Below are 16,710 nucleotides of genomic sequence, written 5' to 3' on the forward strand. Positions count from 1 at the left end.
CAGCTATTTCTTGACGCTTCATCGGGGTAAGACGGCGGATTTAACCTATGCGTCCACGCAAGGCAGCACGTTACAGAGAGTCCAGCGCTGTAGGCGGGTTTCCCCCGTTGTAGCGACTGCCCCACGTCTTAGCAATCCGTGCGTACTTTTTTAAGTTTTTTTACAACTTAATTTCTCCCCACTTCTATCCATAATTTACTGTTTGTCCATATCATTAATCAATTCGTCCAGAAAATATCTTAGCCGTTCCTGCCAGCCAAGGACGGTTTTTAATTTTTCTAACTGACCTTTGCAACATTCCTGCTAGCGAGGAAGTACCACACGACTAGCCCCACTCACTCCTCTAAACACTGTTTAACTCTGTCCTTGCCCATGAGAATCGCTAATATAGCGTTGTGCAGTTGAATCCAAGACAAATCTAACCCCCAACCCCTTACGTCAGCCAGGTGCAACAAGAGTGGCGGGAAGGGGGTTAGGTGTTTCGTGGGCTTTTCCAGATGACGTGAAATCTTGGTTTCGTAAAAAGCCTTGTAAAACCTCACCCCAACCCTCTGGGATGCTTTGGAGAGGGAGCAAGAATCTTGTTTCTCATCTGGTATATTTACAAAACTGAGATGCTCCCATAGGACACTCTGTTGTAGTGAATAAAGGAAGAAACGACAGATTGCTATTAATCTTTTGCGCTACTCATATACCTTATATATTCCGAACTCCTAACTTTTCTACCCGCCTAAAGTCCGCGTATAAATTACCTGACCTTGGGAATCATAGAGGAAAAGGGACAGGTTGGCATTGTCACTAATTACAGCTAAAGCTTCGCGTAAGATTTGCAAGTGATTGGTGACATCAACAGCAGTATCTGAGTTCTTAGAATAAGGATTAGCTAAGTTATTTTGCCTTACTTGGTCATACTCAGGGGTTAGCCGGACAATAATTCTTGTGTTGTCTATGGTAAATGTGCAAATCCGAATTCCATTAATACAGGTTTTATCTAAGTCGCTGCGGGTTTGTTGCAAACTACTAACAACTTGGAGTTTTTCTTGTGCTTGTTTGAGGGCTACTGAATAGGGTTCAATGAGAGACTGAGCCTGAGTGTAGTACAAACTATCTTGGGAAACCTTTTTAGCAGTTTGCAAAGCCTGATCCCAGTATGTCGCTGCTGCTTGCCATTGCTTTTGTTGCTCATAAACTTTGGCTTGTTTGGCAGTGCTAACGGCTTGTTGGTAGGTTTTAACAGCAAATCCTTCTTTTGTAGCGCGATCGCGTGCTGCGACTAGTTTAGGTTTATAATCTATCAGCAGCTTTTGGGCTTCTTGGTATTCAGCGCTAGTCTGGGGAATGGTATTTAAGGCATTAACTACCACCAGCCAAGTAGACTGCACCTTTTGCCATTCATTCAAAGATTTCGCAGTAGTTTCCCGGTTCTCGGCTGCGTTGGCTACAGCTTTTGCTGCTGTGAGTTTTTTCAGCCATTTTTCCTCAGTAAATATCTGTTGATTTACAGCGTGTAAACGGACACGATAATTAAGTAATTGACCTTGCACCAATCCATAGAGTTCACTACTGGAACTTATAGTTTCTAGTGGCGCTATAGCCTGTCGCCATAAGTGTTGCCTAGCTTGTAATTCCTCTAGGCTATATCCAACTTTTTGTGCCGCTAAGGATGCCGTCTGCAAAGCCTTGACCACCTGATTGATTTTTTCTGCTCGTCCAGACAAACTTGCTTTTAGTTCTTCTGACACCTGGTAACGGGGCGACCAACTAGGAATTACATTCAGGGCTGCACTGGCTGCTGCAAGTTGCTCTTGTACAGCAACTAATTCTTTTTCAGACTTGGCGCGGCGCATCAGTTGGGGAGATTTTGTTTTTAATTCCTCGGCAGTTTGTATTTCTTTACACTCAGACATCACACAAGGGCGAGTCAATAAGTAAGTACCACCTCCTAAGACTACAATTCCCATTAATGCTGCACTCAGTAGGATAGGCTTGACTTGGAATGCTGGCTTTGAAGCCGACAAATTCGGCGCATCTGCAAACGGGTCAAACGGTTCCTCCTCTCTAGTCTCATCGATTGATGGAAAATATGTCAGAGATGATGAGGACGATGAGGGGGATGAGGAAGATGAGTAGGATATTGCTTCCTCATCTCCCCCTGCCCCCCTGCTCCCCTGCTCCCCTGCTCCCCTGCTCTCCCTGCTCTCCCTGCTCCCCATCTCCTCATCCCCCCATCCCCCCGTCTGCTTCAACGCTAAGAAACATTTGGCATAAGGGAGTTGTTCACCAAAAACTCTGAGGAAACATTGCACCCTCTGCTCTTTGTGGGGTGCTAAAGACTGAAGTACTTCCTCAATTACTGCAAAAATTAGTTGAGCATCAACTATTACATCTGATGTGTGTTGCGTTAAAATCATTAACTCATCTTTCTTCACGGCACACTTAACCTCGAAGACTTCAGACGTTGAGACTTCTACAAGTAATTGTTCCTGCAAAGTTTTGGCTAAAAGCTGTAAATCTTCCTGCTGGACTGCTACTTTCATAGAGCTTTCCCGCTAAATTTTTATATTGTTTTGATTATCTTTAAAGGAATGAAATCAACTTTTTAGGTTTGTTGAATGCAAATCCACGGTTTAACCAACCACAGTCTGAAAATCTGAACGACCAACTTTCTAACACAAATTCTGACTTTTCACCAAAAATTAAAAAAGCAGTTATTGTTCGTGCCGCTACATTTTCAGAGTATTAAATGCAAAAATAAATAATCTATCTTCAGATATAAATTAAAAATAAAAAATGGGAATAATAGAGTTTTTGGGTATTTTCACTGGATTATGTTGCGACAATTAAATTCACAGGAGCTACTGCCCGACAAAATTGTGGTTGCAGAGCAGTTGTGACAAAATTATCCAAGGGTTAAGAAAAGGATGGTGTGTCAGAGGGTTTTGACAGAAATGCTAGTTATCTTCTATGCTGGGAAACTTACTAGGGAGATTAATTACGTGTTGTGGCTCTGGCACAAACAGGTTGACTATCAAAATTAATGTGCCGCATTTGCTGAATTCGATAAAATTGATCCGTGAAAAATAAATTTTTATAGCTGCCAAAAGCTTAATTCTGCAATAAAGGTGCTGCAAAATATTAAGACAGCACTAAGCAAAGGCTGGGAAAGTGTCAATACAAGGTGTATCAATGGATTTATTAGAGTACCAAGTTAAAGAATGGTTTGGGAAGATAGGCATTCCTGTATTGCCCTCGCAACGAATTGACCATCCTACAGATTTGAAACGTTTAAAAATTCGTTTTCCAATTGTACTGAAATCTCAAGTACATGGAGCCGAACGGGCTAAAGCTGGTGGCGTCAGGTTTGCAGAGACGACAATCGATGCGATAGCAGCTGCTCAAAATATCTTTAGTTTACCAATATGGGGCGAATTACCGGAAGTTGTGCTGGCAGAATCCCAATACGATGCCAACCAGGAATTTTATCTGGCGGTGGTTTTAGACACAGCTGTTTGCCGACCAGTACTTTTAGGTTGCAAAGAAGCAGACATCGATTGGGAATCGGCTGGGGAAAAAATGCACTATGTCGTTGTAGATCAGGAATTCTCGCCATTTTATGCCCGACGACTGGCTTTGAAAATGGGTTTGCAAGGGACGCTGATGCAGTCGGTAAGTAGCGTTGTCCAGAAGATGTATCAGTTATTTGTGCAAAAAGACTTGGATTTAGTCGAAATAAATCCCTTGGCAGTCAGTGCGACTAGTCAAGTTATGGCTCTTAATGGTAAAGTCAGAGTCAACGAACGGGCGATCAAGCGTCATCCCGATCTTGCCGAGATGGCGGCAAAAATTATCAGCCGTCATACCAGTACTGAAATCAACGGTATTTTGGGCGACTGGGATGGTGTCCAAATGCATGGGAAAATTGGTATTTTAGGTAATGGTACTGGTTCAGTGATGGCAACTTTGGATTTAGTCGCTAATGCTGGTGGCAAACCAGGTGTTTGTTTGAATCTACGTCATGCTTTCCTCACAGATACTACACCAACTACCTTCCGCGATCGCCTAAAGACAGGTCTGAAAATCCTGGAGGCTGACAAAAGCATTCAAGTAATATTAATTAACTTTATGGGTACCATTCCTCAAACTGAGGAAGTGACCGAAGTTATAGCCAGAGTTGTGCAGCAAGACAACAGCGAACTTAAATCAGAGGTTGGACATTCTAATGGTAATAAAAGTCGGCAAGAGCGGAATTTTTCACCCTTAGTTGTCCGCCTTGCTGGTTCTGAATTTAATGCTGCTAGAAAATATTTAGCAACACTAAAAACCCAGAGCGATGCGCTCCTGGTGGTAGAAGATTTAGATGAGGCAGTGGCGGCAGCAGTTCGTCTTGCTAAACCAACTGCTAATAAGAAGTAGTCAAGGCACTGGGTTGCCAAACTTACGGTAATTTTTTATGAACCTAACGCCAGACAGCAAAGTATTAATTCAAGGCTTTTGTGAATTTATATCAGGCACTAATGTTGCTCAAATGAAAGCTTATGGCACGAATTTAGTAGCCGGTGTCAATCCTGGATGCGGCGGACAGGAACTGCATGGACTACCAGTATTTGACTTAGTAGAGGAAGTAATAGAACAATTTGGGACAATTGACACGACAATTATCTGTGTAGATCCTTACGACGTTTTGGATGCGGCATTAGAAGCGATCGCATCTTATATTAGCCAAATCATTATTATTACTGCTGGCGTACCACCTTTGGATATGGTGCAATTACTCCGCAAAGCCGAAGCCTGTGAAACTTTGGTAGTTGGGCCAAATAGTCCGGGGATCATTGTGCCGGGAAAAATTCTTTTAGGTACTCAACCTAGCGAGTTTTATACCCCTGGTTCAGTGGGGATCGTTAGTCGTAGCAGCACCCTCACCTACGAAGTTGCTTACGAATTGACAAAAGCAGGATTGGGGCAGTCGATTAGTGTCAGTATTGGTAGTGATCCGATCGTTGGTTCCTCCTTTCTCCAATGGCTGCAAATTCTCGATGAGGATGAAACTACACAGGCAATCGTTTTAGTCGGTCAACCTGGTGGTGGTAGTGAAGAAGCAGCAGCCCGGTACATTGCTGAGGCAATTGATAAACCAGTAATTGCCTACATTGCAGGTAGACAAGCGCCACCAGGAAAAACTTGGCGTCAAACTGGGACTTTAGCAACGGTTATCGGACGCGATCCTAACTTTGGCACAGCCCAAAGTAAATTAGCTGCTTTCAAAGAAGCGCAAGTTTTAGTAGCTGAACGTCCTTCTCAGATTCCAGAATTATTGAGAAAGGAGATTAACTTATAAATATAGGCGTGAAAAAGAATGTAGAAACGTAGCAGTACTACGTCTCTACCGATTTTTAATGAATAGATGTTACAAAAAGCTTCTGTGCGTTTAATCTTAAAAATCTTACAGGTATTTTCAGGTAAATAAACCACGCGGTAGGGGCACAGCAATGCTGTGCCCTTACGACAGATGTGGTTCAAATACTTGAATTCTGCTGTAAATGAGAAAAGGGACAAGGAAGAATTGTTGAGCAAGTTTCTCCCTTGTCTCACCCATGAAGACAATCTCTGAATACTGAATCGGTGTTCTAGTAGAGTGTCACCCCTTGATTATAAGCATCTACAAAACTCCTGTGGTCATACTCGACTTGAGTTGCATAGTCCACCGCAAAATTAACGATCTCATCTTTGAATGCAGCCTTATTACCGCTAACGATGTCAGTCACTTCTTTGTCAACGCTTACGGGAATAATCGCAGCATCATAGTCCTTATCAGAGATTGCATGGTTCTTGGCAACGACTTTGCCTACATACCCCATCGCATCCATGAATTTTGACTTAGTGGTTAGCAAAGTATAGTCAAAGTCCACTTGGTAGGGTGATTTTTCATGTAGCATAAAGGTGATGCTACTGACCGTAGTGTAGCCAACCAAGGGATCAGTATTGGAGAGCATCGCCTTCATGGCGATTGTCACTCTCGACCCCTCTTGGTTCCCGTAAACTGAAGTTGGCAGCAGACCTGGAACTGCGATCGCCACGGCGCTACTGCCTTCCTGCTTCATCTCCAAAATGCGATCGTCGTCGGCTGCTAAACTTGGTCCCTCAATCAGCAAGTAATATCGGTACTTACCAAGATTACCAGTGCCTGAACCTAATTTCAGCCGAATGTCCTTGAGGGTGTAGTAACTATCGTTATAGCGCTTATTGCTAGGAATTGAGGTGATGTAGCTGCTCATCGCCCCAGCAATGTCGGAATAGGTGCTGTTGGATACAGGCTGGAGTTCCGAGGTTGTCTGGAAGACTCGATTGTTACTCTTATTTAACTGTGTGTAATTACTTAGCAAGCTAGAACGGCTATTGTTTGATGCCTTTTGAATCAAATCTTTGACCACACCGTTCGTATTACTGGATTCCAAACGGTATGACAGTTCATCATTGGTTCCCTTAAAGTCACTCATCTTATTCAGATAAGCATCCAAGAAATTTCGGAGAATATCTTGAGCATCACTTGAGCTAAGACCGTTCTCTTTAGCTGTCAATAGAATGGAGACTGCCATCCGTCGCAAGTCCCAAACGTAGGGGCCAAGATAGGCTTCATCAAAGTCAGTGGTGTCAAAAACGTTGTTGTCGTTGCTATCTCTCATCCCCCCAAGATTTTGCAGATGCATATCTCCCTCTAACCAAATGGCTGAGGTTGAAGAATTTACAAATCCTGAATTTGGCAAGGTATGCATATCACGATAAAAAATGTGAGCCGTCCCTCGATAAAAGGCAAAGGGGCTAACTGTCATCTTTTGCATCTTCGTTGCCAGTTCTTGAGGCAATTGAGAAGCAAAGGGATGGTTATATTGGTAAATTTCATTCTCCACCCAAGTTGAACGGGGAGTTGCAGCTTGAACTGGAGATGCAAACACTAAAATTAAAATTAAGATAAATGCGATCGCAGATATGTATTTGAGCATGACAGTCTCTTAGGTGTAAAAAAGTTGACTGTTATTAGACTCTTGTGTAAAGGCAATCATCCAACAACAATTCTTTTACCACTTTGAACCATAACTTAGAAAGTGATTTAAAGCACAATGCAACAACTATTAATGGCAAAGAATTCAAAAAGGTAAAATTATAAAGAACCATCAGAACGTAATCATGTCAGCTATTCAAACAACTGTGGTTCTTGCCATGACGGCCGATGGAAAGATTAGCGCCGTAGATCCGAAAGCACCCCGTGATTCCGATGTAGCTGATCAAGCACACCTGGAGTATCAAGTCTCCCTTGCCGATCTAATCTTGGTAGGAGCAGGGACGATTCGGGCTGAAGGGGTAAGCTTTACAATTCGTAATCCCGAACTGTTGGCAGCACGTAACGTTCGGGGTCAGCCTCCCCAGCCCATTACCTGCGTTGTCTCAGGTTCTCTTGACCTATCGCTGGACTTGCCTTTTTTAAGCCAGGATCTTCAGCGATGGATATTTACCACACGGACTGGTTTGGAGCGCAATTCTGATGCAACAACCTTGCAAAAACTGGCTGAATTAATTGATTTGGGAGATACAGACCTGGACTGGGATCGGGCCTACAGCTTGATGGCAGAGCGGGGTATTCACAAAGTCGTGGCTTTGGGAGGCGGCTCTTTAACAGCTGCTCTAGTAGAGGCTGGGCGAATTGACGATTGGTGGTTGACAATTTGGCCTGTCATTTATGGAGGAAAGCACGCCCCTACCCCAGTGGAGGGAGAGGGTTTTGTTCCCAATGCTGCTCCTCATCTCCAACTCATCGAAACTCGTCAGGTTGGAAGTGAGTTGTTTTTACACTACCGTACACTCAACTGAGAAGGGGCTGCTAAAATTAAGCGCTATTATACGTTGATACTAAAAAGCGCCCTCCCAATCTGGGAGAGCGCTTTATTATTTAGCTAAACTTCAGAATTAACCGTTGATAGCAGGAGCGGTAAGAGCTACAGGAGCAAAATCACCAGCAGCCAAATCTAGGGGGAAGTTGTGAGCATTGCGCTCGTGCATTACTTCCATACCCAGGTTAGCCCGGTTGATTACATCTGCCCAAGTCGCAATCACACGACCTTCAGAGTCAATGATTGATTGGTTGAAGTTGAAACCGTTCAAGTTGAACGCCATCGTGCTTACACCCAAGGAGGTAAACCAGATGCCGATTACAGGCCATGCTGCTAAGAAGAAGTGCAAGCTGCGGCTGTTGTTGAAGGAAGCGTATTGGAAGATTAGACGACCGAAGTAGCCGTGGGCTGCAACGATGTTGTAGGTTTCTTCTTCTTGACCGAACTTGTAACCGTAGTTCTGTGATTCGGTTTCGGTTGTTTCACGAACTAAGGAAGAAGTTACCAGACTTCCGTGCATTGCAGAGAACAAACTTCCGCCGAATACACCTGCTACACCTAATTGGTGGAAGGGGTGCATTAAGATGTTGTGTTCTGCTTGGAACACGATCATGAAGTTGAATGTTCCGCTTATACCCAAAGGCATACCATCAGAGAAGGAACCTTGTCCGATGGGGTATACCAAGAATACTGCGGATGCTGCTGCAACCGGAGCTGAATATGCGATCGCAATCCAAGGACGCATTCCTAAGCGGTAGGATAGTTCCCATTCACGACCCATGTAGCAGAATATGCCAATCAGGAAGTGGAAGATTACCAATTGGTAAGGACCGCCGTTGTACAACCACTCATCTAGAGAAGCTGCTTCCCAAATTGGGTAGAAGTGCAAGCCGATAGCGTTGGAGGAAGGTACTACTGCACCAGAGATGATGTTGTTTCCGTAAATTAAGGAACCTGCAACGGGTTCACGGATACCATCGATGTCTACTGGAGGTGCGGCGATGAAAGCGATTACGAAGCAGGCGGTGGCTGCTAGCAAGGTGGGGATCATTACTACGCCGAACCAACCGATGTAGATACGGTTGTTTGTGCTGGTGATCCATTCGCAGAATCGATCCCATACGTTGGCGCTTTCGCGACGTTGTAAGGTTGTTGTCATGGTTTTATGATTGCGGTTATTTATGAATCAGGCGGTTTTGTTTTCGCCTGTGAAAATACTCTACACCGCTTTACAATTTTTAATCAAGTTTTATTACTTCAGTAAAGCTGATACAAACTATTAATTTTACTTATCAAAGACTTATATTTAGTGTTTGCGGGTGTTCCAAATACATTGAACACCAGTAAACCAAAAAGTTTTTCCCAAAGTGCGATGCCTGGGGCGAGCTGCGCCTACGCTAGAGCTTTTGTAGCTTATGATACTTTTAAACACAGAAACTTCTAACCAGCAGACATAGTGTGGTTCAAATACTTGAATTCTACTGTAATGGCTTGTTTACGACTATATAGATAGAGCAGAAAGCCCATGAGGATGTGACCGACGCAGCAGGGCACATCCGTCCTTTAGGCATGGGGATGCCAATATAGTGGTAGGTACTTCACTGTTTTTGTCTGGGAATGTTGCTTAATTTGCCTCTTAAATCTGCCCATTTGATGCCTTCTAGGCTGGGCAAAACAACATGAGCGGCTCCAACTCGTTCAGCAGGTCCCAGTCCTACTGCCCACATACCAGCAGCTAGAGCTGCATCAACACCTGCTGCGGCATCTTCAACAACTACACATTGCCCTGGTTCGACTCCTAGCTGCTTGGCTGCGTACAGAAATAGGTCGGGTGCTGGCTTGGGTTGCTCTACACTATAACCGTCAGCGATCGCATCTACTTTGTCGGCAATGCCCAATCGCTCGATCACTGTCTGGGCATTTTTGCTAGCTGAACCAATACCAATCTTAATCCCAGCTTGCCGCAGTTCATCCAAGAGGGCGATCGCGCCTGGTAACAAATCCTTGGCTGTCATGTTTTGCATCAATTCCACATAATAGCGATTCTTCCGCTCCATCATCTCCTGGATTTGTGCTTCAGAATACCGTCTATCCCCAAGAATCAGCATCAGGGAAGCACGACGGGATACACCCCGCAGCGCGTCGTTAGCCTCTCGATTAAACGGTATACCCTCTTCATCTGCTAGCTTATTCCAAGCTAGATAGTGAAGTTCTGCTGTATCTGTTAGGACACCATCTAGGTCGAAGATGAATCCTTGGATGTTGGGGTTGTGGGGAAGGTGGGGTTCCCTCTGGGGATAAGGGGTAATGGGGACTAGGGGGGATGAGAAAGCAGGCAAACCAGAGGGATCAGAAACTTCTGAGTCGAAATTTGGGGGATTTGCAGAAAGAGAAAGTTGGAGATATTCTAGTTGACGAGTGATATCTTGGGCGACTTGTCCCTGATGCAGATCGAAATCGTGCCATTTCCCGCGCCAGTGCAGTTTAAACTTCAGGCGCGTCCAGCCCGGTGGGAGGTGGGGGTTGGCTACAGGGCCATTTTCGGTAAGTTGGATGCCGCCGAACCCAAAAATTACAGCTTGCCAAATGCCACCAGCACTAGCGCCGTGAATTCCATCGCTGGTGTTACCTCGGTTATCTTCAAGATCCACCATTAACGCCCGCATAAACAGTTCATAAGCTTCGGTTGATTTACCCAAATCTGAAGCTAAAATGGCTTCAACTGCTGGTCCAAGGGACGAACCATAGGTAATATCGGTGCGGGGTGCGTAGTAGTCCCAGCTTGTCTGCAATGTTTTTTCGTTGTAGGGAAAATCTGCTGATTCTCGCATTAAATATAAGAGCATTAATACGTCTGGCTGCTTGAGTACTTGACATTTGTTGATTTTCTCAATACCCAAGAGCGGTTGCATGGAGCGATCGCGTGGTTCATAGTCTGCTAAGTTAATATCTTCTAATTGGAAAAATCCCTCGAACTGCTCAATTAGTTCTGTTGATGGGTCATAGAGAAACAATATTTTGGCGATGATATCTTGCCAGTGCGATCGCTCTTCGGGGGTCAGCTTTAGTTTCTCTTCTAGTTCGGTGGCTTGTTCGGGGAAATTGTCAACCAACCAATCATAAACTGCGATCGCTTTCTCTAAATGCCATTGCGCCATGCGGTTTGTAAAAGCGTTGTTGTGGACGAATTCATGGTATTCATCCGCTCCGATCACTCCCCGAATTTCATACTTTTGGCGCTGCGGATTGAATTCAACCCGGCTACCCCAAAAGATCGCGGCATCCAAGATCACCTCTGCGCCACGCTTTTGCATCCAGTCATCATCACCAGTGGCTTGCCAGTAGTTCCAAATGGCGTAGGGGATATCTGCATTGATATGGATTTCTTGATCGCGGCACCAAATCCGCACGTCTTCACCATAAAAATCACTGCCGATAGCCCAACGTGGTGTAACTTCATCTCCGGTAACAGCACTTTCCCAGGCAAACATTGCCCCTTTATACCCATAATGAGCTGCCTTGCGTCTAGCTCCATTCAAAGTGTGCCAACGGTAACTGAGTAAGTTACGGGCGATCGCTGGTTGGGTAAACAGAAACAGGGGTTGCATAAAAATTTCTGTATCCCAAAAGATATGACCGCGATAGCCAAACCCCGAAAGAGTTTTCGCCGGAATGCTCACCTTGTCATCATGGTGTGGAGCAGCAATCAGCAGCTGAAACAGATTGTAGCGAACAGCAAAAGCAGCTGTGCTATCCCCTTCAATGAGGATGTCACTTTGCTGCCAAACCTCATGCCATGCGTGTTCATTGGCTTTTAGTAATGTTGCGTAGTCTGACAAGTCGGCGAGTTTTTCTTGAGCTGCTGAAACTGGTGTTTCAATCTCCCGCGAGGTAAAAACTGTCACGATTTTTTCCACAGTTACGGTCTGTTGAGCTTTCGCCAAGAAGGTTGTATTCAAGCTCGGATAACCAGGGGCGGTATTGACTTGCAAAGATGCTTCAGTTTCAGTGCCTAATATTCTCACCTTAGCCGCCATACCGAGTTCAATTCGGGAACTCCGGGTGGAGCGTTGTAACCAGATTCCTTGGTCAGTCTTGCCCTGGTCTAGTCCTTCCCAGTGATTGAAACCCTGATTTTCTGGATAGCCGTTGATACTAGCTTGAACTTCGATTAACCCATCAAAATCTACTGGCGTTAAATGGCAGCGTAGCGCCAACACATGGGGATCTGCAAGACTAGCAAAGCGTTCAAAGCTGATGTCTATGGTGTTTCCACTGGGAGAGCGCCAACGCAAGGAACGGCTGATAAGTCCGTAGCGTAAATCAAGCTGCCGATCATAGCGCAATATCTCACCTTGATCGAGACGGAAGCGATCGCCATTCACAATTACTACCAAGGATAGCCAGTCAGGGCAATTTACCAGTTCAGTGTATACCACTGGTACATCGTCGTAGACACCGTGGATAAAAGTAGCTGGCGATGCATGAGGATAACCTTCCTCAAAACTCCCCCTTGTTCCTAGGTATCCATTGCCGATTGTAAAAACTGTTTCTTTGGAGTGTAATTGCTCAGGGTCAAACTGGGTTTCGATTAATATCCAGTCTGTGTAGATAAAATGGCGAGAACGACCTTTTGTTTGCATAAAGTGGAGAGTGGCGAGTGGGGACAGACTAATTACGAATTACGTTCATGTGCTTTTCCAAAATCTTTTCGGATCTGGGTTTATAAATGAGATGAAATAAGGCTTCCATATAGCGATCTCTGGCTTCGTTATTTTCTGGAGCAACAAAGTTCCAAAAACTAAACATTTTAGCAAGTAGTAGTAATTGATTACTATGTAAACGCCAATTGTATCTATTATGAATTCGCTGACTCATCCATTCTGATACTTCCTGCCAGTGTTCAGGATGAGTATCGCATTGTTTAAGGAAGTCTAAAATTTTATTTGCTGTTCCTTCTAAGTCTGTAGGATTAACATTAAATCCATTTTCTTGGTTCTCAATAATTTCCAAAGAACCGCCAAATTTAGTAGTAAAAGTAGGCAAGCCGGAAATCATCGCTTCCAAAATACTCCGTCCGAAGGATTCAAAGCGGGCAAAATGGACATAAATTCCCTGGGAATCTGCAACTACCCGGTAGGCTTCGCCGAGTTCACTGCTAGAGATACGCATTCCCACCCAGCGAATCTTGCCATAAAGATGATATTGATCAATAATGTCGTATAGTTTTTGAATTTCTTCTGCTTCTTCTCGGTTTATAGCTTCATCTGGATGCAGTTTACTACTTAAGATAATCAGGTTACAACGCTCTTGCAACGCTTGACTTTTACCAAAGCATTCAGCTAAACCAGTGAGATTGTTGATTGAAGTGATGGTATCAACGGCAAAGATTGGTCGCTTATTAGGGTGATCTAAGTTACCAAAGATTTGGGGGTCTTCGCGGACAAAGAGTAGTTCGTGGACTTGTGTGCGAAAGTCAGAATCTCGGTCTTCTTTTTGGCTATAGGGAAAGAAAATATCCTCATTTACTCCTGGCGGCACTAAATTGAATTTAGGACTAAACAAATCAATGCCATCAACCACATGATACAACTGCGGCATCGTAAAGCATTTATACGACTCATATTGACCTGTGCTGTCGGGTGTACCGACAATTTCTTGATAGGACGATGTGATGATGAAGTCGGCTGCATTCATGCTAATCAAATCGGCGGTAAATTGTACCGAGAAGTGATATTGGTCTTCTAAATCTTGCCAATATAAATTGCTAAATAGATATTTAGGCTTTTCCAAAGAATGGGCAATGTTGCACTGGGTGACTTTCATCCGGCGAGATAAGATAAAGGCTACTAAGTTACCGTCGCTATAATTGCCAACGATCAGATTAGGTTTGCCCTGGAATTGAGCTAGTAATTCTCTTTGTGCATCTAGAGCAAATTGTTCTAAATAAGGCCAAATCTCAACTTTAGAAATCCAATTGTTAGTAACTTCCCGATTAAATTCACCAAAAGGAACCCGCAATATCCAAGCATTTTCAGTATCTTGGACTTTTTCTAACCGCAGGTTGCAAAATGTCCCTTCACAGTTAGGGATTAGCCGAGTCAGAATAATTACATGGGGTTTAATGCCTAGCTGGTCGAGGCCAGCGAGTTTGATTTGTTCACGCAGCTCGTTTTCTAAGCTGCGAGCTTGTTCGAGGACGTAGATAACTTGACCAAATGTTTCATCTTTTCCCAAAACATCTTCCTGTCCAACCCAACCGTGGACGGAAATGAGGACGACGCGAAAAACAGCAGGGACGCGGGCCACAAATGCTTCTAAGATGCCAGGTTCTGGGGAGTAAATGAGTCTGTCCAGGAGTTCTAGGGTTCCCCTGACTCGCGCCGCAGTGTTACCCCAACCCGGTTCAAAGCCTAGTTCTCGGAAGTCAAAGCTAAATTTTTCATAGGGTTCATCAGGCTCAAGCTCACTCAGGAATTTCAGCGCTTGCTTAATTTGTTTGGCTAACTGAATACCGGAGTCAATGCGATCGCTAAATAAGAGGCGAATACCATCGTATTGCAGCCCATGTAATGCTTGAAATAACTTTTCTAACCAATATTCGGGGTCAGTCAACAATTGATTGCACAGGTAACGGTTGAGGAAGGCTAAACCTTGACCGATATTTCTAGCATCGTCGATTCTTAGGGAACTCTCATAGAAGGGGTGGAGGTCGATTTCGAGGATGTGGGGTTGGTAACGGTTCACGAGGCGATCTCTCACATCTAGCAGCGCTTGAGGTGTCATCTGCTCGAACTTGCTCAAGTCGGCTGTCAGCTGCCAAACTTCTTGGTTAGCAATTCTAGTCCGAACCACCAACCAAAGACTTTCCTCTTCAAGAATTATTTCGTGAGTATAATGTATCAGTTTGCCAACAGAAGAAGAGTGATAAAAATAGGCTGGCTTTTGGGATTGATGACAGTAGTCGCCAAAAGCTTGCAAAATCTCATTTCTCAGGAAGTAACGCTTACCTGAAGCCCTCAACGCATAAAGCAACTGATGCAAATCAGTTTTTTCATCAGTGTTGAAGACACCTTGAACTAATTCATACATGATGACCAATTCCACAAATTTAGCTAGGTCACGACCTCATTTTTCTCTCCGATCTCCAGTTCTGTGAGGTACATTTCCCCCACAATAGTAAATAACCATAACAACCGATGCAAAAACACTAACAATTATTAACAATTACCAGTTTTTTTTCTGTTTATTCCTGCGAGTGTCGGTACTATCCAGTCCACAGGCTAATACGACTAATCTAGCCACATATGATATGAACTTAAATTAATCGCAGCATTCAAACCTCTGCCAGACTTAAAACTGTAATGTTCACAGTTGAATATTCGTTGTGAGAGTGATAGAGATAATTTTTTCTCACTACCCTTGGACCCTTCGGGAAGTGTTACCCTGAGCTTGCCGAAGGACTCAGGGTAACGCAAGCTTAGGCATCGCAGCAAGAGCAAGTTTTACTACTGGGATAAAATCTATCCACAATTATTAACTTGTTACCATATATAGGAATCCGGTTTGATTTATGAAAAGATATGTAGCGTGTGTTAGCAAGGAGAGTACGGCACCAAACCCTTGATAATGGTGCGTTACGAACTTCGTTCTAACACACCCTACAATACCTAATTTTGTTCAAAAATCAAGTAGGAGTCCTATAGTTGAGTTTTATATGCTAACTATCTACAAAATTCATAAAAGCCCATATCAGCTATAGCTTTAGCTAAGCTACTGTTGGCTAACATTTGGTAGTAATTGTTAACTTTTAGCCTAGTGTTAATTCAATACGCTTGGGTTAGCCTCAAAAATCTGAAACTGCGTAGGTTGGGGAGCCACTGCGCCCTTGCGGTTTCCCGACTTGTCACTTGCGCGTCTGTCCACAGGAGTTGCAAGTGGCGTTCGAGGAACGAAACCCAACATTTTCGAGGGTTTGTTGGGTAACACGAATGTTCAACCCAACCTCCGATTATCCTTAACCCAAGTGTATTTAGTGTTAATTAACCTTCGCATCTAACTATAGGATGAAACGCTGTGAAGTCTGGGAATAAGCAAAGCCTGATTAAGCTGGGTTTTTAGGACTTACAGCGTTTTTCAGGTAAATGAGGCACAACATTTTTGTGCCCTGACAATAATCTGTACAGAGGCGCTTGTTGCAATCTGCTGTATGTGTACACCGTAGCCTCTTTAACAGAGAAGTATTGCTACGCTAGCGGTGGTTCTCTCCTCTTTTCAAGTACCTAACGCATCCATCAAGATTTATTACTTACTTTAATAATCTCTTGTTTCTAAACCCCGACTTAACTTGAGGGTTTTAGTGCGGAAAAATTTATTTGTAATTTTGATTTTATTGGGATGCTGCTAATGAGGTTCAGCTTATAAATGCAGCCTCAATCGTCTTCCCACGATTCGTGATTCAGTAGGTCGATAATTCTATCTCTGAGTAGAAATTCGTTTTTTTCTAATTCAAGTTCAAAATTAACCCAGTCATCATGAGGAATATATTTACAGAGGGTATAAATTGGCTGTTGACGGTTAACAAGTCTCTTTTTAACAAGTTGAAGTGCTTCTTCCTTGATAACCTCAATGTCGTATTTAACCGTAGTGTTCATAGGTCGTTCCTTTGTTTTCAATCAAGGAATTAAGAATCCAAAGAATAGTTGCTTTGACTCTCCCTTAAACTTATCAAATAAAATTGGGGATAATTGTGAAGAATCAAGACATTAACCCTTATTGAAAGTTATATCTGTCAGTAAACTACTCTTTGAGTCTCCAAGTATACCCC

At 43.7% G+C, this 16,710-nt stretch carries 9 protein-coding genes; 3 read left to right on the forward strand and 6 right to left on the reverse strand.

Annotated features, from left to right (window positions below):
• Nucleotides 1-722 precede the first annotated feature (722 nt).
• Nucleotides 723-2,537, reverse strand: a complete 1,815-nt coding sequence (locus tag V7K31_RS26280; protein ID WP_335098215.1) for a hypothetical protein — start codon at nucleotides 2,535-2,537, stop codon at nucleotides 723-725.
• A 649-nt stretch (nucleotides 2,538-3,186) separates the two neighbouring features.
• On the opposite strand from V7K31_RS26280, the gene V7K31_RS26285 reads away from it, so the two are divergent.
• Together V7K31_RS26285 and V7K31_RS26290 are read left to right on the forward strand one after the other, a co-directional pair.
• On the forward strand, nucleotides 3,187-4,413 hold the full coding sequence (locus tag V7K31_RS26285) for a succinate--CoA ligase subunit beta (RefSeq protein ID WP_335098217.1): 1,227 nt from the start codon (nucleotides 3,187-3,189) through the stop codon (nucleotides 4,411-4,413).
• Nucleotides 4,414-4,450: 37 nt separating this feature from the next.
• A complete protein-coding gene (locus V7K31_RS26290) occupies nucleotides 4,451-5,335 on the forward strand; it encodes a succinate--CoA ligase subunit alpha (RefSeq protein WP_335098219.1) in 885 nt (294 codons plus the stop codon).
• A 289-nt stretch (nucleotides 5,336-5,624) separates the two neighbouring features.
• On the opposite strand, the gene V7K31_RS26295 is transcribed toward V7K31_RS26290, so the two are convergent.
• Nucleotides 5,625-6,998 carry a DUF2252 domain-containing protein gene (locus V7K31_RS26295; RefSeq protein WP_335098221.1) on the reverse strand — a complete coding sequence of 458 codons (1,374 nt, stop codon included), beginning with the start codon at nucleotides 6,996-6,998 and terminating at the stop codon, nucleotides 5,625-5,627.
• Between the two features lie 184 nt (nucleotides 6,999-7,182).
• Here V7K31_RS26295 and V7K31_RS26300 point away from each other — a divergent pair, with 184 nt between their 5' ends.
• On the forward strand, nucleotides 7,183-7,863 hold the full coding sequence (locus tag V7K31_RS26300; protein WP_335098223.1) for a RibD family protein: 681 nt from the start codon (nucleotides 7,183-7,185) through the stop codon (nucleotides 7,861-7,863).
• A gap of 96 nt (nucleotides 7,864-7,959) precedes the next feature.
• On the opposite strand, the gene psbA is transcribed toward V7K31_RS26300, so the two are convergent.
• The 4 genes from psbA to V7K31_RS26320 all read right to left on the reverse strand — a co-directional run bounded on the left by psbA (nucleotide 7,960) and on the right by V7K31_RS26320 (nucleotide 16,537).
• Nucleotides 7,960-9,042, reverse strand: a complete 1,083-nt coding sequence (gene psbA, locus V7K31_RS26305; protein ID WP_334781095.1) for a photosystem II q(b) protein — start codon at nucleotides 9,040-9,042, stop codon at nucleotides 7,960-7,962.
• A 439-nt stretch (nucleotides 9,043-9,481) separates the two neighbouring features.
• The gene (gene pgmB, locus V7K31_RS26310) at nucleotides 9,482-12,526 is read right to left on the reverse strand and encodes a beta-phosphoglucomutase (RefSeq protein ID WP_335098226.1); all 3,045 of its coding nucleotides are present in this window, start codon (nucleotides 12,524-12,526) and stop codon (nucleotides 9,482-9,484) included.
• 28 nt (nucleotides 12,527-12,554) lie between these two features.
• A complete protein-coding gene (locus V7K31_RS26315; RefSeq protein ID WP_335098229.1) occupies nucleotides 12,555-14,975 on the reverse strand; it encodes a sucrose synthase in 2,421 nt (806 codons plus the stop codon).
• Between the two features lie 1,340 nt (nucleotides 14,976-16,315).
• Entirely contained in the window at nucleotides 16,316-16,537 is a 222-nt protein-coding gene (locus tag V7K31_RS26320; protein ID WP_335098232.1) for a DUF4327 family protein, read from the reverse strand.
• Nucleotides 16,538-16,710: the final 173 nt, after the last annotated feature.

The organism is Nostoc sp. (genome assembly GCF_036917675.1).
GTDB lineage: Bacteria > Cyanobacteriota > Cyanobacteriia > Cyanobacteriales > Nostocaceae > Nostoc.